The 25,688-nt window shown below is 72.0% G+C and carries 25 protein-coding genes and 1 pseudogene; 15 read left to right on the forward strand and 11 right to left on the reverse strand.

Annotation, left to right across the window (positions count from 1 at the left end; genetic code table 11):
* Positions 1-66 precede the first annotated feature (66 nt).
* Entirely contained in the window at positions 67-1,815 is a 1,749-nt protein-coding gene (locus tag C5N14_RS24645; protein WP_117671126.1) for a biotin carboxylase N-terminal domain-containing protein, read from the reverse strand.
* A 130-nt stretch (positions 1,816-1,945) separates the two neighbouring features.
* Between C5N14_RS24645 and C5N14_RS24650 the strand changes: the two genes are divergently transcribed.
* From C5N14_RS24650 to C5N14_RS24665, 4 genes are all read left to right on the forward strand, one after another.
* The gene (locus C5N14_RS24650; protein ID WP_243640004.1) at positions 1,946-2,617 is read left to right on the forward strand and encodes a PadR family transcriptional regulator; all 672 of its coding nucleotides are present in this window, start codon (positions 1,946-1,948) and stop codon (positions 2,615-2,617) included.
* 118 nt (positions 2,618-2,735) lie between these two features.
* Positions 2,736-3,695, forward strand: a complete 960-nt coding sequence (locus tag C5N14_RS24655; protein ID WP_117671129.1) for an ATP-binding cassette domain-containing protein — start codon at positions 2,736-2,738, stop codon at positions 3,693-3,695.
* A gap of 24 nt (positions 3,696-3,719) precedes the next feature.
* The gene (locus C5N14_RS24660; RefSeq protein WP_117671131.1) at positions 3,720-4,475 is read left to right on the forward strand and encodes an ABC transporter permease; all 756 of its coding nucleotides are present in this window, start codon (positions 3,720-3,722) and stop codon (positions 4,473-4,475) included.
* 109 nt (positions 4,476-4,584) lie between these two features.
* Positions 4,585-5,871 (forward strand): sugar MFS transporter, encoded by a 1,287-nt coding sequence (locus tag C5N14_RS24665; protein ID WP_117671133.1) that lies wholly within the window; start codon positions 4,585-4,587, stop codon positions 5,869-5,871.
* Positions 5,872-5,893: 22 nt separating this feature from the next.
* On the opposite strand, the gene C5N14_RS24670 is transcribed toward C5N14_RS24665, so the two are convergent.
* The 3 genes from C5N14_RS24670 to C5N14_RS24680 all read right to left on the reverse strand — a co-directional run bounded on the left by C5N14_RS24670 (position 5,894) and on the right by C5N14_RS24680 (position 8,566).
* The gene (locus C5N14_RS24670; RefSeq protein WP_117671135.1) at positions 5,894-6,544 is read right to left on the reverse strand and encodes an O-methyltransferase; all 651 of its coding nucleotides are present in this window, start codon (positions 6,542-6,544) and stop codon (positions 5,894-5,896) included.
* 9 nt (positions 6,545-6,553) lie between these two features.
* Positions 6,554-7,210, reverse strand: coding sequence for a nucleoside triphosphate pyrophosphatase (locus tag C5N14_RS24675; RefSeq protein ID WP_117671137.1), 657 nt, complete (start codon positions 7,208-7,210; stop codon positions 6,554-6,556).
* A gap of 243 nt (positions 7,211-7,453) precedes the next feature.
* Entirely contained in the window at positions 7,454-8,566 is a 1,113-nt protein-coding gene (locus tag C5N14_RS24680) for a S8 family serine peptidase (RefSeq protein ID WP_371685899.1), read from the reverse strand.
* Positions 8,567-9,193: 627 nt separating this feature from the next.
* On the opposite strand from C5N14_RS24680, the gene C5N14_RS34270 reads away from it, so the two are divergent.
* Positions 9,194-9,415: a hypothetical protein gene (locus C5N14_RS34270; protein WP_165878215.1), complete on the forward strand. Its 222-nt coding sequence runs from the start codon at positions 9,194-9,196 to the stop codon at positions 9,413-9,415.
* A 44-nt stretch (positions 9,416-9,459) separates the two neighbouring features.
* Positions 9,460-9,873, forward strand: a complete 414-nt coding sequence (locus C5N14_RS34275; protein ID WP_165878216.1) for a hypothetical protein — start codon at positions 9,460-9,462, stop codon at positions 9,871-9,873.
* Positions 9,874-10,013: 140 nt separating this feature from the next.
* Here the strand turns inward: C5N14_RS34275 and C5N14_RS24690 are convergent, their stop codons facing one another.
* Positions 10,014-10,475: a hypothetical protein gene (locus C5N14_RS24690; protein ID WP_117671141.1), complete on the reverse strand. Its 462-nt coding sequence runs from the start codon at positions 10,473-10,475 to the stop codon at positions 10,014-10,016.
* An 87-nt stretch (positions 10,476-10,562) separates the two neighbouring features.
* Positions 10,563-10,775, reverse strand: coding sequence for an acyl-CoA carboxylase epsilon subunit (locus tag C5N14_RS24695; RefSeq protein ID WP_117671143.1), 213 nt, complete (start codon positions 10,773-10,775; stop codon positions 10,563-10,565).
* Positions 10,776-10,867: 92 nt separating this feature from the next.
* On the opposite strand from C5N14_RS24695, the gene C5N14_RS24700 reads away from it, so the two are divergent.
* Both C5N14_RS24700 and C5N14_RS24705 read left to right on the forward strand, forming a co-directional pair.
* Entirely contained in the window at positions 10,868-12,985 is a 2,118-nt protein-coding gene (locus tag C5N14_RS24700) for a serine/threonine-protein kinase (RefSeq protein WP_117671145.1), read from the forward strand.
* A 99-nt stretch (positions 12,986-13,084) separates the two neighbouring features.
* On the forward strand, positions 13,085-13,315 hold the full coding sequence (locus C5N14_RS24705; RefSeq protein ID WP_117671147.1) for a hypothetical protein: 231 nt from the start codon (positions 13,085-13,087) through the stop codon (positions 13,313-13,315).
* Between the two features lie 102 nt (positions 13,316-13,417).
* Here the strand turns inward: C5N14_RS24705 and C5N14_RS24710 are convergent, their stop codons facing one another.
* Positions 13,418-14,170, reverse strand: coding sequence for a lysozyme (locus tag C5N14_RS24710; protein WP_117671149.1), 753 nt, complete (start codon positions 14,168-14,170; stop codon positions 13,418-13,420).
* A gap of 175 nt (positions 14,171-14,345) precedes the next feature.
* Here C5N14_RS24710 and C5N14_RS24715 point away from each other — a divergent pair, with 175 nt between their 5' ends.
* The 3 genes from C5N14_RS24715 (at position 14,346) to C5N14_RS24725 (ending at position 16,612) form a co-directional block, all read left to right on the forward strand.
* Entirely contained in the window at positions 14,346-15,089 is a 744-nt protein-coding gene (locus C5N14_RS24715; protein WP_117671151.1) for a M50 family metallopeptidase, read from the forward strand.
* Positions 15,090-15,195: 106 nt separating this feature from the next.
* Positions 15,196-15,696 (forward strand): SigE family RNA polymerase sigma factor, encoded by a 501-nt coding sequence (locus tag C5N14_RS24720; protein WP_117671153.1) that lies wholly within the window; start codon positions 15,196-15,198, stop codon positions 15,694-15,696.
* Positions 15,689-16,612: a hypothetical protein gene (locus C5N14_RS24725; protein ID WP_117671155.1), complete on the forward strand. Its 924-nt coding sequence runs from the start codon at positions 15,689-15,691 to the stop codon at positions 16,610-16,612. The genes C5N14_RS24720 and C5N14_RS24725 overlap by 8 nt, the downstream gene beginning before the upstream one ends.
* A gap of 173 nt (positions 16,613-16,785) precedes the next feature.
* Here C5N14_RS24725 and C5N14_RS24730 read toward each other — a convergent pair whose 3' ends face one another.
* Positions 16,786-18,369 (reverse strand): acyl-CoA carboxylase subunit beta, encoded by a 1,584-nt coding sequence (locus C5N14_RS24730; protein ID WP_117671157.1) that lies wholly within the window; start codon positions 18,367-18,369, stop codon positions 16,786-16,788.
* 109 nt (positions 18,370-18,478) lie between these two features.
* Here C5N14_RS24730 and C5N14_RS24735 point away from each other — a divergent pair, with 109 nt between their 5' ends.
* Positions 18,479-19,354: a biotin--[acetyl-CoA-carboxylase] ligase gene (locus C5N14_RS24735; protein WP_117671159.1), complete on the forward strand. Its 876-nt coding sequence runs from the start codon at positions 18,479-18,481 to the stop codon at positions 19,352-19,354.
* A gap of 97 nt (positions 19,355-19,451) precedes the next feature.
* Complete coding sequence (locus C5N14_RS24740) at positions 19,452-20,024, forward strand: PH domain-containing protein (protein WP_117671162.1); 573 nt, start codon at positions 19,452-19,454, stop codon at positions 20,022-20,024.
* Between the two features lie 124 nt (positions 20,025-20,148).
* On the opposite strand, the gene C5N14_RS32735 is transcribed toward C5N14_RS24740, so the two are convergent.
* From C5N14_RS32735 to C5N14_RS34280, 3 genes and pseudogenes are all read right to left on the reverse strand, one after another.
* Positions 20,149-21,087 (reverse strand): MaoC/PaaZ C-terminal domain-containing protein, encoded by a 939-nt coding sequence (locus C5N14_RS32735; protein ID WP_207892858.1) that lies wholly within the window; start codon positions 21,085-21,087, stop codon positions 20,149-20,151.
* Positions 21,088-21,095: 8 nt separating this feature from the next.
* The gene (locus C5N14_RS24750; protein ID WP_117671166.1) at positions 21,096-21,806 is read right to left on the reverse strand and encodes a GtrA family protein; all 711 of its coding nucleotides are present in this window, start codon (positions 21,804-21,806) and stop codon (positions 21,096-21,098) included.
* A gap of 62 nt (positions 21,807-21,868) precedes the next feature.
* A pseudogene (locus tag C5N14_RS34280) lies at positions 21,869-22,795 on the reverse strand (GtrA family protein).
* Positions 22,796-22,931: 136 nt separating this feature from the next.
* Between C5N14_RS34280 and C5N14_RS24760 the strand changes: the two are divergent.
* Entirely contained in the window at positions 22,932-24,776 is a 1,845-nt protein-coding gene (locus tag C5N14_RS24760; RefSeq protein ID WP_117671168.1) for a phosphoenolpyruvate carboxykinase (GTP), read from the forward strand.
* Between the two features lie 37 nt (positions 24,777-24,813).
* Positions 24,814-25,674: a hypothetical protein gene (locus tag C5N14_RS24765; protein ID WP_117671170.1), complete on the forward strand. Its 861-nt coding sequence runs from the start codon at positions 24,814-24,816 to the stop codon at positions 25,672-25,674.
* Positions 25,675-25,688: the final 14 nt, after the last annotated feature.

Below are 25,688 nucleotides of genomic sequence, written 5' to 3' on the forward strand. Positions count from 1 at the left end.
CACGGTCGTCAGGAGGGGCTCTTCGGGCGGGTGCCGGGGCGCGCTGACCGGACCCCTCGGTACACCTCAGGCGATGGTGCAGATGGCGGCGCCGGCGGTGATGACCGCGCCGACCTCGGCGGAGAGGCCGCTGACCGTGCCGGCCTTGTGCGCGTGCAGCGGCTGCTCCATCTTCATCGCCTCCAGGACGACGACCAGGTCCCCCTCGGCGACGGCGTCCCCGTCCGCGACGGCGATCTTCACGAGGGTGCCCTGCATCGGGGAGGTGAGTGCGTCCCCGCTGACCGCCGCGCTGGCGCCGGCCCCGCCGGCCCGGCGGGCCGGCTTCCGTGCGGCGGGCGCGGCGGCCGTACCCGCGCCGAGGCCGGCGGGCAGGCTCACCTCCAGCCGCTTGCCGCCCACCTCGACCACGACGGTCTCCCGCCCGGCCGGGCCCTCGGTGGGGCCGGCGGCGGCGGTGAACGGCGGGACGGTGTTGTCGAACTCGGTCTCGATCCAGCGGGTGTGCACGATGAAGGGCTCGGCGGCGAACGCCTCGTCGCGCACCACGAGCCGGTGGAACGGCAGGGCGGTGGCCATCCCCTCGACGACCATCTCGTCCAGCACCCGCCGGGCCCGCTCCAGGGCCTCGGTGCGGGTCTCGCCGGTGACGATCACCTTGGCCAGCAGCGAGTCGAAGTTGCCGCCGATCACGTCGCCGGCCGAGATGCCGGTGTCCACCCGCACGCCCGGGCCGGTCGGCAGCCGCAGCGCGGTGACCGTGCCGGGGGCGGGCAGGAAGTTGCGGCCCGGGTCCTCGCCGTTGATCCGGAACTCGAAGGAGTGCCCGCGCGGGGTCGGGTCCCCGGCCAGCCGCAGCTTCTCGCCGTCGGCGATCCGGAACTGCTCGCGGACCAGGTCGATGCCGGCGGTCTCCTCGGTGACCGGGTGCTCGACCTGGAGCCGGGTGTTGACCTCCAGGAAGGAGATGGTGCCGTCCGCGCCGACCAGGTACTCCACGGTCCCGGCGCCGTGGTAGCCGGCCTCCCGGCAGATCGCCTTGGCGCTGTCGTGGATCTGGGCGCGCTGGGCGTCGGTGAGGAACGGCGCGGGGGCCTCCTCGACCAGCTTCTGGTGCCGGCGCTGGAGCGAGCAGTCGCGGGTGCCGACGACGATCACGTTGCCGTGCTGGTCGGCGAGAACCTGCGCCTCGACGTGCCGGGGCCGGTCCAGGTACCGCTCGACGAAGCACTCGCCCCGGCCGAACGCGGCGACCGCCTCCCGGGTGGCCGACTCGAACAGGTGGGGGATCTCCTCCATCGTGCGGGCCACCTTGAGGCCACGCCCGCCGCCGCCGAAGGCGGCCTTGATGGCCACCGGCAGTCCGTGGTCGACGGCGAAGGCGACGACCTCGTCCGGGCCGCCGACCGGGTCGGGGGTGCCGGGGACCAGCGGCGCGCCGGCCCGCTGGGCGATGTGCCGGGCGGTGACCTTGTCGCCGAGGTCGCGGATCGCCTGCGGGGACGGCCCGATCCAGGTCAGCCCCGCGTCGATGACGGCCTGTGCGAAGTCGGCGTTCTCGGCGAGGAAGCCGTACCCGGGGTGTACCGCGTCGGCGTCGGCCTTCGCGGCGACGCCGATCAGCTTGTCGATCCGCAGGTAGGTCTCGGCGGCGGTGTCGCCGCCCAGGGCGTACGCCTCGTCGGCCAGGGTGGCGTGCAGGGCGTCCCGGTCGGAGTCCGCGTAGACGGCGACGCTGCCCAGGCCGGCGTCGCGGCAGGCGCGGATGACGCGGACGGCGATCTCGCCGCGGTTGGCGATGAGTACCTTGCGCACCTTGGTGCTCCTCCCCGGAGGTTACTGAGCGGGAGTTTATCGGCCGTCGCCGTCGCCCTAACGATCGATCAGTGTGGCATGCGGCACTGCCCGCACGCCGATAGTCAAACTTGTCTAATACCCTTCTCCGGTGTCTGCCACGCGCATGATGATCCTCGGGCTGGTCAAGTGGATGCAGCCGGTGCACGGCTACGACGTCCGTCGTGAGCTGCTCAGCTGGGGCGCCGACAAGTGGGCCAACGTGCAGCCCGGCTCGATCTACCACGCGCTGCGCAAGCTGGCCCAGGAGGGGCAGCTCCGCGAGGTGGCGACCGAACAGGTCGGGGCCCGGCCGGCCCGGACGACGTACGAGATCACCCCGAAGGGGCTCGACGAGTTCGAGACCCTGCTGCGCGACCTGTGGTGGGGAAACCAGCAGGCCGCCGACCCGTTCGTCGCCGCGTTCGCGTTCCTGCCGGCGCTGCCCCGCCCGGAGGCGGTGGCCGCGCTGCGCAGCCGGGGGCAGGTGATCCGGGCCGGCGTGGAGAGCATGCGCGCCTCGATGGAGTCGTCCTGGATCCGGGACTCCAAGCCGGTCGGGGTCACCTGGATGTACGAGTTGTGGATAGCCCGGGGAGAGGCGGAGGCGGACTGGTGCGACCGCGTCGCCGACCGGATCGAGGCCGGCGTGCCGTACCTGCCGGAGAGCCTGGCCGGCCGCGACGGCTGGACCGCGGTGGAGCCGGCCCCGGAGGTGGAGCGCGAGCCAACCCCAACCCCGAACGCGGACACGGAGACGGAGGCGGAGACGGACGCGTATTAATCAAATTTGACTAGTGAAGCTATATCGCGTTAGCCTCGGCGGGACGTCCGGGGTGACGCCCCGTGCCACCCCTGCGGAACGGCCGGTTCCGTCCGGCCACGGACGACCAGGAGCGAAAATGATCGAGACCAGAGGGCTGCGGAAGTCGTTCCGCTCCCGCGCCGGTCGGGACAAGAAGACCGTGGACGCCGTCCGCGGGGTCGACCTGAACGTCGCCGAGGGGGAGATCTTCGGCTTCCTCGGGCCGAACGGGGCCGGCAAGACCACCACGCTGCGGATGCTGGCCACCCTCATCGAACCCGACGGCGGCGCGGCCACCATCGCCGGAGCCGACCTGCTCCGCCAGCCCGCCGAGGTGCGCCGCAGGATCGGCTACGTCGCCCAGGGCGGCAGCACCTGGGACGACTCCACCGCCCGTGAGGAACTCGTCCTGCACGCCCGGATGTACGGCATCAGCAAGGCCGACGCGCATCGCCGCGCGGAGCGCGCCCTGGCGGCCTTCCAGCTCACCGACTACGCCGACCGCATGTGCAAGACCTACTCCGGCGGCCAGCGCCGGCGGGTCGACATCGCCCTCGGCATCATCCACGAGCCGCGGATCGTCTTCCTGGACGAGCCGACCACCGGCCTCGACCCGCAGAGCCGGGCCCACATGTGGGACGAGATCCGCCGGCTGCGCAGCGAGGGGATGACCGTCTTCATCACCACGCACTACCTCGACGAAGCCGACGCGCTCTGCGACCGGATCGCGATCATGGACCACGGCGAGCTGGTCGCCGAGGGCACCCCCGCCGAGCTGAAGCGCGAGATCTCCGGCGAGGTGGTGGTCGTCGGGCTGGACGCCGCGGCCACCCCGCACGCCGCCCAACTGCTCGACTCCGAGCCGTACGTCAGCAAGCTGGAGACCGTCGACGGCGGCGGCGTGCGCCTCCACGTCGACGAGGGGGCGACCGCCATCCCGCAGATCCTGCGCCGCATCGACCACGCCGGCCTCGCGTTGAGCTCCATCGAGCTGCACCGGCCCAGCCTCGACGACGTCTTCCTCACCAAGACCGGCCGCTCGCTGCGCGAGTCCTGACCCGCCCCCGACAGGAGAACCCCCGTGAAACTCGCCCGCGACACGTGGTTGATCTTCCAGCGCCAGATGCAACTGCTGCTGCGCAACCCGGTCTGGGTCGTCGTCGGCGTCTTCCAGCCGGTGATGTACCTGCTCCTCTTCGCCCCGCTGCTCAAGCCGGCCCTGAACGCGCCGACCCAGGCCGAGGCGTACAAGATCTTCGTGCCCGGCGTGCTCGTGCTGCTGGCCATCTTCGGCGGCCTGTTCCAGGGCTTCGGCCTGATCGCCGAGCTGCGCGCCGGGCTCATCGAGCGGTCCCGGGTCACCCCGGTGAGCCGGCTCGCCCTGCTGCTCGGCCGCTCGCTGCGCGACGTGGTGTCGCTGCTCCTCCAGGCCGTCATCATCACCCTGCTCGCGCTCCTGTTCGACCTGCGGGTGTTCATCGGTGATCTGCTGCTGGCGTACCTGATGCTCGCCCTGATCGCGCTGATGACCTCGGCCGTCTCGTACGGCGTCGCGCTCAAGGTCAAGAGCGAGGACGCGCTCGCCCCGCTGATGAACACCGTCGCCCAGCCGGTGCTGCTGCTCTCCGGCATCCTGCTGCCGCTCACCTTCGCCCCCGGTTGGTTGCAGGGCATCGCCGAGTGGAACCCCTTCTCCTGGGCGGTCGACGGCACCCGCGCGCTGTTCGCCGGGGACCTCGGCAACGACAAGGTCTGGCAGGGGCTGGCCATCATCGCCGTGCTGGCCGCCGCCGGCGTCGTCTGGGCCGCCCGGCAGTTCGCCCGCAGCGTGCGGTGAGCGCGCGGGCGTCCCCCGGCACGGGTCAGGGCCGGGGGTCTCGCCCCGCGCCGAGAGTTGCCTCTCACCGCGGGCGGGGCACCGGTCCGGCGCGCGTAGCGTAAGGGCCGTGCCCCGCCTCACCCATGACCGAACCACCTGGCTGGCCTACGCACAACTGGCGTTGTGGGGCTTCTTCCTCTACGGCTTCGGCCCCGTCGTCCCGCTGCTGCGCGACGAGCAGGGCACCACCGCGGCCGTCGCCGGCCTGCACAGCACCGCGATCGCAGTCGGCGCGCTCCTCGGCGGGGCGCTGTTCGCCCCCGTCGCCCGCCGGATCGGCCGGGGCCGGGCGGCCTGGCTCGGCCTCGCCGGGGTGGCCGTCGGCGTCGCCGGGTTCGGCACCCTCCGGCCCCTGCCCGCGACCCTCGCCGCCGTCGTGGTGATCGCCACCTTCGGCATGATGGTGATCAGCGGGGTCAACGTCGTGCTCACCGCCCACCACGGCCCCGCCGCGCCGGCCGCCCTCACCGAGGCCAACGCCGCCTGCGCCGGCATGGGCATCCTGGCCCCGCTGGTCATCGGGGCGACCGTCGACGCGGGGCTCGGCTGGCGGCCGGTGCTGGCCGTCGAGGTCGGCCTGATCGCGCTGCTCGCCCTCGCCGCCCTGGCCTTCCGGGTACGTCTGCCCGCCACGCCGCCGGCTCACCCGGTTCCCGCCGCCGCGTCGCACGTCGGCGAACCGGCGGTCAGTCCGGCCCGGGCGGGGCGCGCGAACGGTGGCCGGCTGCCCCGGTCGTACTGGATCGCCTGGGTCCTGATGGCGGTGACCGGCTCGATCGAGGTCTGCCTCTCGCTCTGGACCGCCGACGTGCTCCGCTCGCACGCGGGGCTGGGCGCCGGGGCGGCCTCGGCGGCCGTCGCCGCGATCGTCGGCGGGATGTTCCTCGGCCGGCTGGCCGGCGGCCGGGCCGCGCTGCGCTACCGGCCCGTGCCGCTGCTGCTGGCCGCGCTGGCCGTCTCGCTGACCGGGTTCGCCGTGTTCTGGGTCGCCCCGGTCGGCTGGCTGGCGGTGACCGGGCTCGCCGTGCTCGGCCTCGGCAACGCGCTGCACTACCCGCTGGCCATCTCGATCGCCCTGGCCGTCGCCGGGCCGGCCGCCGACAAGGCGGCCGGCTGGTCGTCGTACTCGATGGGGGTGGGCTTCGGGATCGCGCCGGTGGCGCTCGGCTGGGTGGCCGACGGTGCGGGACCGCACCTGGCCTTCCTGCTGCTGCCCGGGTTCATCGCGACGGCCGCGCTGCTCACCCTGCGGCTCGGCCGCGCGCTGCACCCGCATGATCTTGACCGACCCGACGTACGGCATGCCGCGGTTTCCCCGCCGGCCGAGGCCGCGACATCCCGCACCTCGATCTGATCAAGGACGGTCCGGAGGCCGGTCAGCGCACCCGGGCGAGCGTCAGCCCGTCGGCGATCGGCAGCAGCACCGTCTCCACCCGCACGTCGGCCATGACCTCGTCGTTGAACGCGGCGATCGCCCGGTCGTCGGCGTTCTGCGGGGCGAGCACCCGGCCCCCGCGCAGCGTGTTGTCCACCGCGACGATGCCACCCGGGCGCATCCGCGGCACCAGCTCCGCCCAGTAGACCGGATACCCCGCCTTGTCCGCGTCGATGAACGCGAAGTCCAGGTGCCGGTCGTGCGGCAGCTCGCGCAGCGTCTCCCCGGCCGGGCCGATGCGCAGCTCGATCCGGTCGGCCACACCGGCCCGCGCCCAGTACCGCCGGGCGATGCCCGTGTACTCCTCGGAGATGTCGAAGCAGGTCAGCCGCCCGTCCTCGGCCAGCCCACGGGCGATCGCCAGGGACGACAGCCCGGTGAAGGTGCCCACCTCCACCGCCCGCCGCGCCCCGAGCAGCCGGGTCAGGAAGGTCAGGAAGGCCGCCTGCTCCGGCGCCACCTGCATCCTCGCCTGCGCCGGCAGCGCGGCGAGGGTCTCCTCGACCAGATCGCCCATCACCTCGTCCGGGGCCGAGCCGTGCGCCACGACGTACGCGTGCAGTTCCGGGGTCAGCGGCAGCGACTTGCTCATGGCTGGAAACTAGCCGAGCGGCTCGACCGACTGGCCGCCGGGCGCGACCTTCGTCCACAGATCGACGATCTGGAGGTCCAGTTCGGCGAGGAGCGCGCGCAGCAGCGGCAGGGAGAGCCCGACCACCGTCCCCGGGTCGCCGTCGATCCCGTCCAGGAAGGCCCCGCCCAGGCCGTCGATGGTGAACGCCCCGGCCACGGCGAGCGGCTCGCCCGTCGCGACGTACGCGGCGATCTCGTCGTCGCTGACGTCGGCGAACCGGACGGTCGTCGAGGCGACCGCCTCGGCGCGTGACTCGTGGACCACGTCGACCAGGCAGTGCCCGGTGTGCAGCACCCCGCTGCGCCCCCGCATCCGCTCCCAGCGCCCGACGGCGTCCGCCGCGTCGGCCGGCTTCCCGAGGATCTCGCCGTCGAAGGCGAGCACCGAGTCGCAGCCCAGGACCAGGGTCCGTTCGTCGGGGGACGGCCGCAGCCGGCCGGCGACCGCCTGCGCCTTGAGCCGGGCCAGCTCCAGGCACAACTCCTCGGCGCTCTCACTGACCACCTGGGACTCGTCGACCCCACTCACCAGCACGTCGGGCTCGATCCCGGCGGCGTGGAGCAGCTTTCGGCGGGCGGGGCTCGCCGAGGCGAGTACGAGACGGAGCGGCATCGAGTTCGGCACGGAGCCGACGCTACCGGCTACCCCCGCTCCCACACGTCACGGCACCTGCCTCTTCTACCCGGGGGCCGCCTCTGCCAGCTCTGGCGGCCTCCGCCTGCTCTGACGTCGCCTCTGCCTGCTCTGGCGCCGCCTCTGATCAACTCCGTATCAATGACACCGGGTGTTCCAGCCCCCCGGATACCGCCACGTCATTGACATCGAGTGGATCAAACGCGTCGGATGGCCGATCCGAGGCCGGCCACCTCACCGGCTGATCCGTGGCGGCGGGTCGTCCCCATGGCGCCGCCGTCGGGCGACCAGCGCCCAGGCACCCCCGGCGGCCACGATCACGCCCAACGTGGCCCACCCTCGGGCCGTCGCCCCACCGTCGCCGTCATCGCCTGCCGGCTCCGCGACCGCCGTCGTGACCGGCCGGGACCCCGCTGGGGCCCCCGCCGTCGCTGACCCGAAACCCACCGGGGGCACGTCTGCCGTCAACGCCGCGACCAGGTCGAGGACGCCGTAGCCGTACTCGTCGTCCCGGCCGGGCGGGCCCTTGTCGACGGCGGTGGCGGTGAGCCGGTGCGCGACCTCGGCGGCGGGGAGGTCGGGGTACTTGGACCGGACCAGGGCGGCAGCACCCGCAACGATCGCGGTGGCGTCTGAGGTGCCCGTGCCCTTGCGGTACTTGCCATCGATACTGGTGCTGTAGATATCGACGGCAGGTGCCACGACGTCCACTTCCGGGCCAGATACAGAGACAGCCGCGTGTTTGCCTTGACGGTCAACTCCCCCTACAGCAATAACCCCTCTTTCGGATGCTGGGTAACCAACTCCCGAATCCTCAGGCCGATTCCCCGCAGCTGCAACGACCACGATGTCTGAGGCAACGGCTGTTCCGATCGCGTTTGCTAGACGGCGGGTGGTCCCACCGACGCTAGAGATGCTGATGACATCTGCCCCCCGCGAGATTGCGTACTCGATGCCTTGCGCTAAGGCATCCGGGTCACCGTCGCCATCCGGGGGTGAATCGTAGATCGGCAAGATTTTCGATCGGGGGGCGATACCGAGTGCACCGATGGCATCGCCACGGCCGTGAGCGGCGACCAGCCCAGCCATGCCGGTGCCATGGCTGTCCCTGTCGAGGCGTCCGTCACCGCTGCCGCCCGGGATGATGTCAACTCCTGAGAGCAAGTTTTTGCGCAGGTCAGGGTGAGGAGCTATGCCGGTATCTGGTATGGCGACGATTGTTCCTTCGCCCTGACTGATGCTATGTGCCCTGCTGGCCTTCAGGAATCGTAGGTGCCACTGGTCGTTGCGTATCCGTCCTTCGCCCTCTGATTTGGCTAATGCGTGTTCAGGAATGGTTGCTAGCAGCGTCGAGGCGAGGAAAGCTAGTAAAGAAATGGCAGCACTAAGCGGGGGATATTTTGCGCTCACCGGTTGAGGCCGATAGTCGGCCCGGGATTTATCGGGTCGTCGTCATCCGGAGGCAGGACCACCGGGGCCACGCCTTCTTTGGTCTCCCACGGATTGTCTGGATCCCAGGTGAGGGGTGCGCTGTCGGGAGCTATCCGTCGTCCGGGCCATCCCGGTACACCGCCAGTCAATCCAGGACTGCCGATTGCGCGAGCTCCGCCCGATATCCGCATGCCGTTTGTTTCTCCAAGTTGCCCTGCTCGAACGCCACCCGGACGGGAACCAGCCCCGCCGGTTGGTGCCGTTCCTGCAGCGCCGCCTCCGATAACACCTCCCACAGGATTGACCCGGCGAGGCGAAGTCGCGCCACCCGGCTGGCCCAATCCCATGGCTGGCGCGCCGCCGATCAAGCCGCCAGGAGGTAGGAACCTAGATGACGGCGAGACCCGCTGGGGGTGTTGCTCACCTCCGAACTTCGGCTGTGTAGCCGAAGATGGCATATCCGTAGGCTTGGCCGCGCTAGGGCTATTCGGTCCAGACATTGTTGGCAAGGTCGGCGGCGTTGTGACATTTGGAGGTGTCGCAGTGAGTCTCGATGGTGTGGTGGTGGGCGTGTCAGAGTTGTTGGGGGGATTTATTAGTCCGGCATTGGTTCCTCCGAGCACCGGCCCGGCGTTTGGTGCCTTCGGTGCTGGTATCGGTCGTGCTGTGGTCGAGGGCCGGCTTGCCGAGGAGGCTGATGGTGATGACGGCAAGGGAACAGGAATGATTGGTGGGATTGCTGGTGCCGTAGTTGAACCGCCATAGGTATCTGAGGTTCCAGGATCCCTAGGTGGCCGGACGGTTGGGGGTTGGCGGAGCATTACCTGGGCCTGTTGGAGTTCGCCGCTGAGGCCGTACATCAGGCTCCGGGCCTGGGCGTTGAGTCGCTCCAGGTCGGCGTCGGTCACCGGCTTGTCCGGTACCCGGCTGCCCATCGCCGCCTTCGGGTCCGCCAGCGTCGCCTCGTACGTCCGCTTCTGCTGGAGCTTGGTCACGTACTCGTCGTGGAGCGGCTTCAGCTCGACGCGGGCGCTGCTGATGGCGCGGGTGGCTGCGGCGAGGGCGTCGTAGTTCGCGGCGGCCGCGTCGTGGGTGCGTTGCACCTTCTTGATGAGGTCGTCGAGTTCGCCCAGGTACGCCTGGGCGGCGGCGTTGGTCGCCGGTGGCCACGCCTCGGCCAGGCCGCGCCGGTACTCCTTCAGCCGCCCGAGGTGGGCCTGTGAGAGGTCGCAGACCTTGCGCCAGCCGGCGACCTGCTTCCAGTGCCCGGCCGTGTCGTGGTCCTGGATGCAGGCCCACATGCTGAGCAGGTCCATCAGCCGCCACTCGGTGAGGCCGGACGTCTGGCCGCTGCCCCGCTCGATCACGGCTGCACCACCCGCCCCGGCACGTTGTCCGGGCTGGTCGGGTCGGGCAGGGTCGGCGTGGGTCGGGCCGCCGCCGCGGTGCCGGGGTCGGCGAGGGCGCGTTCCACGTCGGAGACGCGGGCGGCGGAGAAGGCATCGGAGTCGGCGTACTTCGTGGCGATCCTGCCGGCCGCGGCGGCCAGGCGGCCGGTGGCACCGCCGACGGACCAGACCATCGTGGCCGTTGCCTGCTGGGTCTCGTTGTGGGCCTGGAGGAACTGCACCAGTTCCACGAAGGCGTCGGCGGGGTTGGGGATCTTCGCCTTCATGTCGTCCGCGATGTACGACAGGTGCGGCGCATAGTTCCGCTCCACCTCGGCCTGGAGGCTGTCGGCGAAGTCGCGCAGCTGGCGAATGTCGGCCTCGATGCCTCCGTAGTCGCTCATCCAGGGCGCTGGGCGGTCCTCCGCGGGGGTCATCGACCCTCCCTACCTGTTACGACACCGTTCCTCTGAGTGAGGTTAACCGGTGTCGGCGACGTCCGGCAGCCCCGTACGCGCCTCGCCTCAGCGGGGCAGGCCGGCGGCGCGCCAGGCGCCGGGGCCGGCGGCGGGTGTCACGCCGGCCGGCCGGCCGCTGCGGGCCCAGGCCGAAGCGGCGACCGGTGCGGCGGCGGCGACGGGGCGGGTCCGGGCGACGATCGCGCCGACCAGGGCGGCCAGTTCCTCGGCGGTCGGCGCGCCCCGGGTCACCCGCAACAGCGGCTCGTCGGCAGACATGGAGTCAGCGTACGCGTCGCGAACTTGACCTTCGCCGCATAGTGGCGTGCCGGCGGTGTACGGCGGGCCGCCGCCGGGTACCGTCTCCCCCGATGTCGAACCCGCTTCCCCAACTCGTCGCCGATCGGTACCGGCTCATCTCGCCGCTCGGCCAGGGCGGCATGGGTCGGGTGTGGAAGGCGCGCGACGAGGTGCTGCACCGGGACGTGGCGATCAAGGAACTGGTGCCGCCGCCCAGCCTCACCCCGGACGAGCGCCGCGAGATGCGGGAACGCTCGCTGCGGGAGGCCCGCGCGATCGCGCGGCTCAACCACGTCAACGTGGTCCGCATCTTCGACGTGCTGCGTACCGACGGCGATCCGTGGATCGTCATGGAGTACGTCCCGTCGAAGTCCCTTCAGGACATTCTGGCCGAGGACGGGCCGGTGTCGTTGGCCAAGGCGATCGATGTCGGCCTCGGTGTGCTCGGCGCGCTGAACGCGGCGCACAAGGCCGGCGTCATGCACCGCGACGTCAAGCCGGGCAACGTGCTGATCGGCGACGACGGCCGGGTGGTGCTCACCGATTTCGGGCTGGCCACCATCCCTGGCGATCCGAACGTGACGCGGACCGGCATGGTGCTCGGCTCCCCGGCGTACATCGCCCCTGAGCGGGCGAGGGACGGCACCGCCGGGCCGGAGGCCGACCTGTGGTCGCTGGGCGCGACGCTCTACGCGGCGGTCGAGGGCAAGTCGCCATACGCCCGGCCGTCGGCGATAGGGACCCTGGCCGCGCTCGCCACGGAGCCGATGCCGCCGCCGAAGAACGCCGGCCCGCTCAAGGCGGTGCTGACCGGCCTGCTGCGCAAGGACCCCGCCGAGCGGATCGACGCGGCGGCGGCGGAGCGGCTGCTGCGCCGTGCCGCCGGCCGCCGGGCGAAGGGCATCTCGCTGCTCGACGGCGTACGCCGGCCGGGGCCGAACGGCCCGCGCGAGCCGCGCCGGACCGTGGTGCCGGCCCCGCGCCCGGCCGAGCAGGGCACGGAGCGGACGGTCACCCCGCCCGCGCCGCGTACCCCAGGGCTCGCCGCTGCCGCGGCGGCCGGTTCGGTGGCGGCCGGCGCGAGCGGCGGCGACGCGACCGCGAAGGTCCCCGCCGGCGGGGACGCCGATCCGACCGCGAGGGTCGACCGGACGGAGCGGTCCACCGACGCGGATCCGACCGCGAGGGTCACCGAACCGGGTCCGGTCGTCGACCAGCCGGCGACGGCTGTCGGCGAGGGAGGGGCGACCGCTGATCCGACGGCGAAGATCGCCGACGCGGCGGGGACGGCCGCCGACCCGACGGCCGCGCTGTCCGAGCCGACCGCGAAGCTGGCCGGGCCGGAGACCGCGTGGGGCGGTGGCGCCCCGCGCGGTGCCGTCGACGACACGCGCGTCGAGCCGGCTGCCGACGCACCGGTCTCGCCGCCCAGGCCGCCCCGTGAGCGGGCCACGTCGGTGCTGTCGGCCCCGGTGAGCCCTCCGCCGGTCTCGTCGGGCCGGGCCGCCGTCGTCGCGGGCGCCAAGCCCGGTCACCACCGGCGCAGCCTGCTGATCGGCGCGTTGGTCGCGGTGCTGCTGCTCGGGCTGCTGGTGGTGGTCCCGTTGCTCGGCAACGACGATGACCCGGAGAAGGGTGGCGGCCCGCAGGCCGGTGCCACGAGCGCCGCCCCGTCGGCGCCGGTGACCTCGGCGCCCGCGCCGTCGCCGACGAGCGCCGCCCCGAGCCCGACGCCGAGCCCGACCGGGCTGGTGCTGCCCGACGGTTGGACCCTGCACAAGGACCCGACCGGCTTCAGCATGCCGCTGCCGAAGGGCTGGCGGCGCAGCTCGGGCAGCACCTGGGTGCAGTTCCGGGAGCCGAACGGGGTCCGCGAGGTGACCATCGACCGGACCGACACGCCCAAGCGCGACGCCGCCGCGGCGTGGCGGGCCATGGGCGACCGGAACGTCAACAACTACAAGAACCTGGGCATCCGCACCGTCCCGGGCTTCTGGAAGACCTGCGCGGACTGGGAGTGGCTGGAGACCCGGGACAACACCCGGATCCACGTGCGGAATCGGGGGTTCGTGACGGCCAAGGACCGGGGGTACGCCATCCGCTGGGAGGTCGCCGCCTCCGAGTGGGCGGCCAACCTCGACGAGTTCGAGCTGATCGCGAAGAACTTCAAGCCCGACCGGGCGGACTGACCTGGGCCGCCCGGTGGGAATGCCGACCGGTGCGATGTCGATTCGCATGACCTTCCGTCGTACGGGGTACATGACCTCCACGACGGAAGGAGGTACGACATGGGACACCGAATCAGGGACGCCCGGCCCCGGCTGGCACTGTGGATGCTCGTCGCCCTCGGCGACGTGGTGCTGCTGCTGGTGAGTGCAGGTCTTCCGGTGCTGTTCGCGATGCTCAGCGTCGTGACCGTAACCGTCGCCGTGGTGGCCGCCTGGCGGATGACCCGGCGGGGTGCGCTGGCCCGGGAGGACGGGATCCCCGCGCCGGTCGGGTCGCGGCGGAGGATCTGACCCCGGTCACCCGGGCGACGAGTTGGCGGCAGCCGGACCGGATGTCGACCCTATGGTCACAGCCGATCCCGCTGCCGCCAACTGCCTCCCCAGGCGTCAGGATCAGGTGTTGTTCGCCAGCGCGATCAGCCGGGCGCGGTCGCCGTTCCAGTAGTTGCGGTCGACGTTGCCGCTGATCCCGGAGACGGCCCCGGTGCTGGTGTACTGCCAGAAGCTGTAGAACGGCGCGCCGGCGGGCAGGGTGCCCGGCGTGCTCGCCCAGCGGGCGAGCCACAGCGGGTGGTTGGCCCACGGCCCGGTCCAGCTACCGGTGCACTGGTTCCACCAGCTCGTGGTGGTGTAGATGACGGCGTACCGGCCGGTGCGGGACCGGTAGGTGTTCAGGAAGTCCTGGACCCAGCTGCGCATCCCGGACGTGCTGAGGCCGTAGCAGTAGCCACCGGCGTACGGGTTCCCCTCGATGTCCAGCGCTGCCGGCAGGGTGCGGCTGTCCGCGGACCAGGCGCCGCCGTTGCTGGCCAGGTAGTTGGCCTGGGTGGCGCCGGAGGAGATGTTCGGCCGGGCGAAGTGGTACGCCCCGCGGATCACCCCGGCGTTGTAGGCGTTCACGTAGTTGGTGTTGAAGCGGGGGTCCTTGTAGCTCGTACCCTCGGTGGCCTTGATGAAGGCGAACTGGACGCCGGAGTTGCGTACGCTGGTCCAGTTGATCGCCCCCTGGTAGTTGGAGACGTCGATGCCGGGGGTGGTGGCTGCCGCCGCCGGGCCGGCCGTGGCGACGAGGGCGGTGGCCGCTGCCGCCACGGCGGTGATCCCCGCCGCGATCAGTCGGCGCAGGGTGAGTCCGGTACGGATCATGGGTTCCTCCACGGGGACGCCAATCAATTGACGTACATCTTTGGAGATAGTTGCCCCGGATTGCAAGGGACCCTAAAGAAATTTTCACCCAGGGCAGGGGGTGACGGTAGGGGGCGCCGCGACCGGGTCGGCGCAGCGTAGCCGGGTCGGTTCGGGGCCGGTAGGCTCGCGCCCCATGGTGTCGATCGACGGACTGGGCACGCTCTGGGACCGGCTGTTCTCCGCACAGCCCGACCCGCCACCGCTGCTCGTCCTCGTCACCGCCGCGGTGGCGCTGGTGGTGGTGTCCACCCGGCTGCCCTGGCGGATCGCCCGTAACGCCGTCACCATCGCCCACGAGGGCGGGCACGCCCTCGCGGCCCTGCTCACCGGCCGCCGGCTGCACGGCATCCGGCTGCACTCGGACACCTCCGGCCTGACCCTCTCCGCCGGCCGGCCGACCGGGCCCGGCATGATCCTCACCCTGCTCGCCGGGTACGTCGCACCGTCGCTGGTCGGCCTCGCCGGCGCCTGGCTGCTGGGCGGCAACCGGATCACCCTGCTGCTCTGGGTGGCCGTGGCGCTGCTGCTGGCCATGCTGGTCATGGTCCGCAACGTGTTCGGGGCGCTGTCGCTGCTGGCCACCGGCGGGGTGGTGCTCGCCGTGTCCTGGTACGCCTCCCCCCAGGTCCAGGCCGCCTTCGCCTGGACCGGCGTCTGGTTCCTGCTCCTCGGCGGCGTACGGCCGGTGGTCGAACTCCAGCGGCTGCGCTCCCGGGGCCGGCTGCCGGAGTCCGACGCCGACCAACTCGCCCGGCTCACCCCGTTCCCGCCGCTGTTCTGGGTGGCGCTGTTCGCCTTGGCCAACCTGCTGACCCTGGTGGTCGGCGCGGCGCTGCTGGCCGGCCCGATCCTCACCGACTCGGGCCTGAACCTCTGAGCGCCCGGCCGGCCGCCGAGACGGCCGAAAACCCGGTTGGCTGATCCGGCAACCGCGCCCCCCGGCCCGCGCGTGTCCCCTGCGACCGACACGGGGGAGGTGGCAGGTGCCGGACGTCGACGGGTTCGACGAGTTCTACCGAGGTAGCCGGCAACGGCTGCTCGGCTTCGTCTTCGCGCTCACGGGCGACCTCGCCGAGGCGCAGGACGCGGTGCAGGAGGCGTACATCCGGGCGTGGCAGCGTTGGTCCACGGTGCGCGGCTACGACGACCCGGAGGCGTGGGTCCGGGTCGTCGCCTCCCGGATCGCGGTCAGCCGCTGGCGCAGCCTGCGCAACCGGGCTCGGGCGTACCTGCGGCACGGCGCCGCCGACACCACGCCCGGGCCGAGCGCCGACACCGTCGCGGTGGTGGCCGCGCTGCGCCGGCTTCCCGAGGAGCAGCGCATCGCCATCGCCCTGTACTACCTGCTCGGCATGCCGGTCGCCGAGGTCGCGCGGGAGACCGCCGCCCCGGTGGGCACGGTGAAGGCCCGACTCTCCCGGGGGCGTGCCGCGCTCGCCGGACTGCTTGCCGTCTCTGACCTGGAGGAGGCCGCCGATGCGTGACGACCCGACGTTCGTCGACCGGTTCCACCGGGACCTGCGGGACGTCCACTGGCTCGCACCTGCGGAGATCCGGGCCCAGGCCCGGCGCCGCACCCGGTGTACGGCGGTGGCGGCGGCGGTCGCCGTGCTCGCCGTCGCCTCGCTCTCCGCCGTGGCGGTCGGCGGCCGGGCCGACGGTCCCGACGCGCCGCCGGTGTCGTCCTGGCCCGACCGGTGGCTGTTCCCGGCCGAACCCGAGCCGACCGGGCGGGCCGAGATCCCGGCGGAGGCCCTGCTGGCGCCGTTCGACCTGAGTGTCCGGGGCAACGTCCGCCTGGGAGAGTCGGGGCTCCATGAGCCGGTCCGGGTGGACGCGTTGCTGGAGGTCTGCGCAGCGGACAAGGGGGTGCCGGCGGCACAGCCGGTGTCCCGCTACTCCCGCTCGCAGACCCTGCTACAGAAGGACGTTCCCGGTCAGGCCGCCTCGCCGGGCGTCCCGCTCCTGGCCCAAGACGTCTACCGCCTCGCCCCCGGCGCGACCGCCCGGGTGTTCACCGAGTTGGACGTGGCGCTGGCCGCCTGCTCCGACTGGCGCGAGGTGGCACCGGTCCAGTGGGCCGGAAAGCCCGTCACGGTCTCGTTGACGCACACCTGGCAGGCGGTCGCCCGTGACTTCGCCGGCGACGAGTCCGTCCTGCTGCGGCACGTCCCGTCGCAGCCGGTGGACGTGACGACGAAGCGGGCCGTCGGCCTGCGGTTGTCCACGGAGACCCGGATGGTCGTCCGGGTCGGCGACCTGGTCACGGTGATCGTGCCGGTCGGCGGGCCGGGCGCCGACCGGCTGAGCGGCTCCCGCTGGACGAGCGACGCGGAGCTGTGCGCACTGGGTCGCAGCGCGGCCCGGCGGATGTGCGTCGCCGCCAACCCGTCCTGCTGACCGCTGCCGCTGCCGCTGCCGCTGCCGCTGCGGGTGCCGGGCCGGGCCGGCAGCATGTCGCGGGCAGGCATCATGTCCCGGTCGGCGGCACGTCCCGGGCCGGTTTGCGTTTCGCACGTGGTGTGACCGGACACCCCTGCCGGCGACGGCCGCCACCAGGGGCCTCCTGTCGCCTACAGCGGGATGTTGCCGTGCTTCTTCGGTGGGAGGGTTTCGCGTTTGGTGCGTAGCACCCGTAGCGCGCGGACGATCTGGGTGCGCGTCTCGTGCGGTCGGATGACCGAGTCGACGTAGCCGCGTTCGGCGGCGATGTACGGGTTGGCCAGGGTGTCCTCGTACTCGGCGATCTTCTCGGCCCGTACGGCGGCGGGGTCGTCGGCCTTCGCCAACTCCGAGCGGTACAGGATGTTCACCGCGCCCTGCGCGCCCATCACCGCGATCTGCGCGGTCGGCCAGGCGAAGTTCAGGTCCGCGCCGAGGTGCTTGGAGCCCATCACGTCGTACGCCCCGCCGTACGCCTTGCGGGTGATCACGGTGACCTTCGGGACGGTGGCCTCGGCGTACGCGTAGATCAGCTTGGCGCCCCGGCGGATGATGCCGTCCCACTCCTGACCGGTGCCGGGCAGGAACCCCGGGACGTCCACGAAGGTCAGCACCGGAACGTTGAACGCGTCGCAGGTACGCACGAACCGGGCGGCCTTCTCCGACGCGGCGATGTCCAGGGTCCCGGCGAAGTGCATCGGCTGGTTGGCCACCACACCGACCGGCCGGCCCTCGACCCGACCGAACCCGACCACCAGGTTCTGCGCGTAGAGCGGCTGGACCTCCAGGAACTCGCCGTCATCCAGAACGTGCCCGATCACCCGGTGCATGTCGTACGGCTGGTTGGCCGAGTCCGGGATCAGCGTGTCCAACTCCCGGTCGGAGTCGGTGACCGCCAGATCGGCCGGGGCCTCGAACACCGGCGGCTCGTCCAGATTGTTCGACGGCAGATACGACAGCAACGCCTTGACGTACTCGATCGCATCCCGCTCGTCCGCACCGAGGTAGTGCGCGTTACCGCTGCGCGCGTTGTGCGTCCGCGCGCCACCCAACTCCTCCATCGCCACGTCCTCGCCGGTGACCGTCTTGATCACATCCGGGCCGGTGATGAACATGTGCGAGGTCTGGTCGACCATCACGGTGAAGTCGGTGACCGCCGGGGAGTACACCGCCCCACCCGCGCACGGCCCCATGATCAGGGACACCTGCGGGATGACGCCACTGGCCCGCACGTTACGGAAGAAGATCTCGCCGTACAGACCGAGCGAAGCGACACCCTCCTGGATCCGGGCCCCACCGGAGTCGTTGATACCGACCACCGGGCAACCGATCTTCATAGCCAGATCCATCACCTTGACGATCTTCTCGCCGAAAACCTCACCGAGCGAACCACCGAAGACCGTGAAGTCCTGGGCGAAAACACAGACCTGCCGACCATCGACCGTGCCATAGCCGGTGACCACCCCGTCACCGTACGGGCGGGACCGCTCCAGCCCGAAGTTGGTCGACCGATGCCGCGCGAACCCGTCCAACTCGACGAACGAGCCCTCATCGAGCAGCATCCCGATCCGCTCTCGGGCGGTCTTCTTCCCCCGCGCGTGCTGCTTCTCGACCGCACGCGCCGACCCGGCGTGCACCGCCTCGTCGATCCGTCGCTCCAGGTCCGCCTGCCTACCGGCAGTGCTGTGAATGTCGATCCCGATCTCGGTAGTCACCCAGGGAATATAACGATGGTTCAGGACGCCCCCGGTGTGCAGTACGCCTCAGTGCGGGGCGCGCCGACGGGATCCGACCGGCCGCCGGGGCGGGCCGTAGGCTGGCGGAATGCCCGGTTCCCCGTACACCGACCTGGACCGCCCGCCGCTGTCGGCGGCCCGGCTGCGCCGCGCGCTGGTCGCCCCGCACGGGCCCTGGCGGCACCTCGACCTGCGCGCCGAGACCGGCTCCACCAACGCCGATGCCGCCGAGGCGGCCCGGGCGGGCGAGCCCGAGGGGCTGGTCGTGGTCGCCGAGCGGCAGACCGCCGGTCGGGGGCGGCGGGGCCGGGCCTGGCAGTCGCCCGCCCGGGCGGGCATCGCGACCAGCGTGCTGCTCCGGCCGGGCGAGGCGGTCGCCGAGCGCGATTGGCCGGCGGCCCCGGCCGCGGGGTACGGCTGGCTGCCACTGCTCGCCGGGGTCGCGCTGGTCGAGGCGGTGGCCCGGCTGGCCGAGTTGGACGCCGCCCTGAAATGGCCCAACGACCTGCTGGTCGGTGATGCGAAATGCGCCGGCATCCTGGCCGAGGCGGTGTCCGGCCCGACGGCGGACCGGCCGCCGGCGATCGTGCTCGGCATCGGCCTCAACGTCACCCTGCGCGCCGACGAGCTGCCGGAGAACCCGACCGGCCTGCCCGCGACCTCGCTCCAGCTCGCCGGGGCGGTGGCCACCGACCGGGACCCGATGCTGCGCGCCCTGCTGCGCTCCCTGGCCGACTGGTACGACCGGTGGCGCTCCGCCGGCGGGGACGCGCTGGCCAGCGGCCTGCGGGACGCCTACCTGGCCGCCTGCGCCACCGTCGGCCGCCCGGTCCGGGTGCTGCTCCCGGACGGCGCGGAGCTGACCGGCACCGCCACCGGCGTGGACCCGGACGGCCAACTCCTTGTCGACACCTCCGCCGGCCCGCGTGCCCTCGCGGCCGGCGACGTGCTGCACCTTCGCTAGCCGCCACGGCCGCCACGACGGAACCACCGCACCGGATGATCCGATTACGGGCGTCGACCGGCTACGGTCAGCGCGTCCGTTCTGCGAGGAGGTTCCCGTGGCGTTCCCCGAAGACGTGCTCACCGAGGACGAGCACGTCGTGCTGCACCTGCACCCGCACTGGAAGGCGGTGGTGCGGCCGGTGCTGGTGTTGGCGCTCGCCGTCGCCGCCGTGCTGGCGGCCTGGCTCCTGCTCCCGGACGGCGAGGCCTCGACCATCGCCCTGTACGTGGTCGCGGGGCTAGCCCTGCTGCTCGTGCTCTGGTTGGCGCTCTGGCCGTTCCTGGTCTGGCGCAGCACGCACTACCTGTTCACCAACGAGCGGGTGCTGCTCCAGCAGGGGGTGCTCTCCCGGGACCGGCGGGACATCCCGCTCACCCGGATCAACGATCACGCGATGAGCCAGCGCTTCGTCGAGCGGCTGCTCGGCTGCGGCACGCTCACCATCGAGTCGGCCGGCGAACGCGGCCAGTCGATGCTGACCGACGTCCCCGGGGTGGACCGGGTGCAGACCAAGCTGTACGAGCTGGTCGAGGCGCACCACGACCGGCACTCCCTCGGCGACGGCGAGATGCGTGAGATCCTCGCCGACATGCGCGAGGGCAAACCCCTCCGCGACCCCTCCGCCTAACTCGGAAGTAGACCTACTTCCTCCCGATTAGGGCCGCTTCGCGAAGCGGAGTGGCAGCGACTAACCCCACCCTGCCCTCCCCCCACCGGCCCCCCTCCACCGGCCCCGGGGTGGGGTGGGTGGGTCAGGGGTGGGTGGGGCGGAGGGTGAACCAGCCGCGGAAGCGGGTGCGGAGCACCTCGCGGTCCGGGCGGTCGTCCGGCCCGAGGCGGAACATCGTGCCGGTGAGGCTGACCGTGCCGAGACCGGGTCGGGCGGTGGAGGGGCGGCTGCCCACCACGTCCAGGCGCACCGCCAGGCGGTCGCCGGCCCGCACCGGGGCCAGCCAGCGCAGTTCCTCCAGGCCGGGGGAGGCGTCGGCTGCGGCCCGGGCCAGCACATGATCGACGTACGCCCGCATGAAGAGGCTGACGGTGTAGAAGCCGCTGGCGATCAGCCCGCCGTGGTGGCTCGCGGCGGCCTGCTCGGGGTCGACGTGGTACCACTGCGGGTCGAACCGGCGGGCGAAGGCGACCATCTCGTCGCCGTCCACCCGCACCACACCCAGGTCGAAGGTGCGCCCGGGGGTCAGGTCCTCGAAGAACAGCTCGGCCGGCGCGCCCGTGCCCGAGCGCACCGGAGGCACCACCGGGGACGGCGGGACCGCGCCGCCCGGCGGCGGCGCCGCCGCGCTCTCCTGGTGGGTTGCCGGTGCGTGGATGTCGCCGGTACCACCGACCTGGGAGAAACCGTCCGCGCCGGGATCGGCTTCCTCCGGTCCGGCGGGTCCGACGGTTCCGGTCGTCCCGGAGACGGTCTGTCCGGCCTGTTGCGGGCGAGCCGGTCCGGCGGTGGTCTGGCCCGGGACGGTCGGTCCGGTCTGGCCCGGGACGGTCGGTCCGGCGCCGGCGCGTCCGGCCTGCTCCGGAACGGTCGGTCCGGCCTGGCCCGGAGTGACCTGCTCCGGGACGGTCCGCTCGGGACCGGGCTGCGGCATGGCGGGGCCGGGACGACCGGAGCCGAACTCCGGCGTCGCGGGGCCGGGCTGGTCGGGGTCGGCCTCCGGCGTGGTGACGGTGGTCATGTCTCGGCTCACCGCCGCCGTCGGCGGGTGCCGGCGTGCAGTTCGTCGGCGAGTTCCGCCGCCAGCTCACCGTCGAGCGTGAGGGCGGCGTCGGCCGGTGCGGGCCGGCCCTGCGCCGGGGCGATGCCGTCGCGGCGGGTCGCCGCCCGGCGCGCGCCGGGTCGGGGCTCGGTCTCCTCCAGTTCGCTGACCGACTCGGCCAGCTCGGCGACCGGGTCCATCTCGGCCATCGTGTCCCATTCGTCCCGGGGAATGGTGTGCCAGGTGTCCGCCGCCGGCTCCGCCGGGGCGGGCTGGAAGACGAACGTCCGGTACGACCAGAAGCGGAAGAGCGTGGCCAGCAGAACGCCGCCGGTCTTCGCCCCGTTGAGGGCGAGCAGGCTGGTCATGCCGAGGCCGTACTTGGCCGCCGCCAGGACGCCGAGTTCGATGAGCAGGCCGGTCGCGTTGAACAGGAAGAACAGGACGTACTCGCGACGTAGCGCCGATTTCGGGCGATCCCGGTACGTCCAGTGGCGATTCATCAGATATGACGTGATCGTCGCCACCACCGTGGCGATGACCGTCGCCTTGAGTTGGCCGTCCCGGAAAACGGTCAGTGCCAGCGCGTTGAACACCGCGTAGTTGATGACGGTGTTGATGCCGCCGACGATGCCGAATTTGAGCGCCTCGTGGATGAACTTCTGCCAGCGCTCAGGCAGCAGACGGACAAGACGCATGCGCAACACCTTAGGCGAGGGGACGGGCCGGCTCGGCCCGGCCGGACGAGGTGGGCGGCAGGTCACGCCCGGGGGTCCCGGTCGTGGGCCGCTTCCGTGACGGTCTGGGTTCCCGCTTCCACGAAGACGAACCGTCGGTACGACCAGAACCGGAACAGCGTGCCGAGGCCGGTGCCGACGACGAAGCTGGCGATGTTGTCGGCGAGGGCGGTCTGGAACACGCCGGGCCAGAGGGCGCCGAGGCCGTACCGGCTGATCGCCAGGCAGGCCACCGCGATGCCCAGGCCCACCCCGTTGAAGAGGAAGAACAGCGCGTACTCGCGGGCCGGGTTGGAGCGCTGGCGGTGCCGCCACGTCCAGAACCGGTTGCCGACGAAGGCGACGGTCGCGGCGATCACCGTGGAGATCGTCTTCGCGGTGACCTGCTCCACGCCCCGGGCGTTGGCCAGGTAGTTGAAGAGAGCGAAGTCGACGATGAAGGCCACGCTGCCCACGGTGGCGAACTTGCTGAGCTCGCGGACCAGATGACCGAAGCGGTCGATCAGGGCGCGTGCCAGACCCGGGCGGGTCGGCGGGGGGCCTGGTTGGTCCCCGGTCATCGTCGCGGCCACACCGCCGAGCGTACCGGTTCCGGCCCCCGTGGGCGGGCACCAACGGACGACCGGCCGCTCGGCGCGCTGCGCGGGTGGGGGCCGGCCTGGCGTCGTCCGTGGGGTCGTCGGTCGTCGGTGAGTACACCGTAACCCGCGGTGCGCCAATTGTGGATGGTGTAGCCGAATGGATGCCGCTGCCCCCGTCGCGCAGTTCCGGCGTCAGTTCACCGGCGGCACCACACCGTCCACCCGCACCACCCGCCGCGGTCGACCCCCGACCGCCCGCACCCCGGAGATCTCGGCGAAGGTTCACTGAAGATTTGCGTGAAACTGCGCGTGAAAGCGGGTATCAGAACGCGATGCCGCAGCGTGGCCGTACCTTGTGCAGTTCTTCACAACCAGTCCCACTGACTCGCGACGTCGCCCGGATTACGCTGAGGCCAATCCCAGGTTTCCACGAAGGCGACGCCTCGCGCCGTCCCAACTCGTGCATCCCATAGATCGGTCAGCGTCGACCACAAGGAGATGTGTCATGGTTGCTCCGGCTACCGTTCGGGGTATCGATCAGGCCCCGACGTCCCACCCCGAACTGCTCGCCTGGGTCCGAGAAGTAGCGGAACTGACCACCCCGGACCGGGTCGTGTGGGTGGACGGGTCCGACGAGGAGTGGCGCCGCCTCACCGACGAGCTCGTCGACAACGGCACCCTGATCCGGCTCAACCCCGAGAAGAAGCCCAACTCGTTCTACGCCCGCACCGACCCGTCGGACGTCGCCCGGGTCGAGGAGCGCACCTTCATCTGCTCGGTGGACGAGGCGGACGCCGGCCCCACCAACAACTGGATGGCGCCGGCCGAGATGAAGCGGACGATGACCGAGCTGTACCGCGGCTCCATGCGCGGGCGGACCATGTACGTCATCCCGTTCTGCATGGGCCCGGTCGAGGCCGAGAGCCCCATGTTCGGTGTCGAGATCACCGACAGCCCGTACGTGGTGGCCTCGATGCGCATCATGACCCGGATGGGCGCGAAGATCCTGGAGGCGATGGGCGACGACGCGGGCTTCGTCCACGCGCTGCACTCCATCGGCGCCCCGCTCGCGCCCGGCCAGCAGGACGTCGCCTGGCCGTGCAACGAGACGAAGTACATCTCCCACTTCCCGGAGACCCGGGAGATCTGGTCCTTCGGCTCCGGTTACGGCGGCAACTCGCTGCTCGGCAAGAAGTGCTACTCGCTGCGCATCGCCAGCGTCATGGGGCGCGACGAGGGCTGGCTCGCCGAGCACATGCTGATCCTGAAGATCACCTCGCCGGAGGGGCGGGTCTACCACGTCGCCGGGGCGTTCCCGTCCGCCTGCGGCAAGACCAACCTGGCCATGCTGGAGCCGACCATCCCGGGCTGGAAGGTCGAGACCATCGGCGACGACATCGCCTGGATGCGCTTCGGCCAGGACGGCCGGCTCTACGCGGTCAACCCCGAGTACGGCCTGTTCGGCGTCGCCCCGGGCACCGACTGGAAGACCAACGCCAACGCGATGCGGACGCTGGACCGGGGCAACTCCGTCTTCACCAACGTCGCCCTCACCGACGACGGCGACATCTGGTGGGAGGGGATGGGCGAGCCGCCGGCGCACCTGATCGACTGGAAGGGCAACGACTGGACGCCGCAGAGCGAGAACCTCTCCTCGCACGCGAACAGCCGGTTCTGCACCCCGATCACGCAGTGCCCGATCCTGGCCGACGACTACTACGACCCGAACGGGGTGCCGATCGACGCGATCCTGTTCGGCGGTCGCCGCCGGGACACCGTCCCGCTGGTCACCGAGGCCCGGGACTGGGTGCACGGCGTCTACCTGGGCGCGACGCTGTCCTCGGAGACCACCGCCGCCGCGTCCGGCGCGGTGGGCGTGGTGCGCCGCGACCCGATGGCCATGCTGCCGTTCATCGGCTACCACGCCGGTGACTACTTCCGGCACTGGATCGAGATGGGCAAGGGCGCCGACGGCGACGAGTCCAAGCTGCCGAAGGTCTACTACGTCAACTGGTTCCGCAAGGACGCCGAGGGCAACTTCCTCTGGCCCGGCTTCGGCGAGAACTCGCGGGTGCTCAAGTGGGTCGTCGAGCGGCTGGAGGGCCGGGCCGACGCGGTGGAGACCCCGATCGGCATGGTCCCGGCGCAGGACGCGCTGGACGTCGAGGGTCTCGACATGACCCCGGAGGACGTCCGGATCGCGCTGAAGGTCGACCCGGACGAGTGGCGCGAGGAGCTGCCGCTGGTCACCGAGTGGTTCGAGAAGTTCGGGGACAAGCTGCCCGGCGTGCTCTGGGCCGAGCTGGACGCGCTGCGCGCCCGGCTCGACGCGGAGCAGCCGACGCGGTAGGTGCGATCCGCCCCCGCACGGGGCATCATCGGATTCCATGAGGACGGCCGCCGAGACCCAGGTCCGGCGGCCGTCCGCCGTCCGGGCGCTGACCACCCTGCTCGCCGTGACGGCGGCGGCCACCGTCGTGGTCGAGCTGCTCAACTGGTGGTACGCCCCGGAGCAGGAGTTCGGGCTCGCGGTACGCACCGGCTGGGCGATGCTCCGCTCGCTCGGCTTCCTGGTGCTGATCGGGCACGTCCACCGGGGCCGCACCGTGGCCAGGCCGTTCGGGCTGATTCTCGCCGTCACCACGGTCTTCGCCGTGGGCCGGCTGGTGGTGCCCCGGCAGGGCGTGCCGCCGCTGCCCGGGCTGCTCGGCTTCGCCCTGCTCGCCGCGCTCTGCGGGGCCGTGGTCTGGCTGCTGTACCGCTCGGACGCCGTCGCCGGCCACCTGGTCCGGCACCGCAAGGGCCTGGTCGTCTCCGGCGGGACGATCTCCTGGCGGGAGGTCGCCCCGAAGCGCCCACCGGTCACCGGCTGGCTGCTCACCAGCCGCGTCGCCGCGTTCACGTACAGCCCGCTGATGCTGGTCCCGGCCCTGGTCGCCACCGGGGCGATCCTGGACGGCCGGCTGGCCGCCGTGCCGGCGGTGCTGTTCTGGTTCGCCGCCGGCGTCGGGGTCAGCTACCTCGTGCTGCTCTGCACCGCCTTCCTCATGCGCGGCCGGCGTTGGGCCCGGTCGCTGCTGGTGGCGATCACGCTCGGCGTGCTCGCCGTCGACCTGCCGCTGTGCTGGTGGCTGCTCGGCGTCGACGGCCTGATCCGCGACGGCGGGCCGTTGCTCGCCGCCGCCGCCCTGGCGTTGTACGGGTTGTGGCGCGCCGGCCGGGTCGAGGGGGCGGGCGCGCCGGGCTGAGCGCACGCAACAGG

This window comes from Micromonospora sp. MW-13, assembly GCF_003434305.1.
In the GTDB taxonomy this organism is placed as follows: domain Bacteria; phylum Actinomycetota; class Actinomycetes; order Mycobacteriales; family Micromonosporaceae; genus Micromonospora.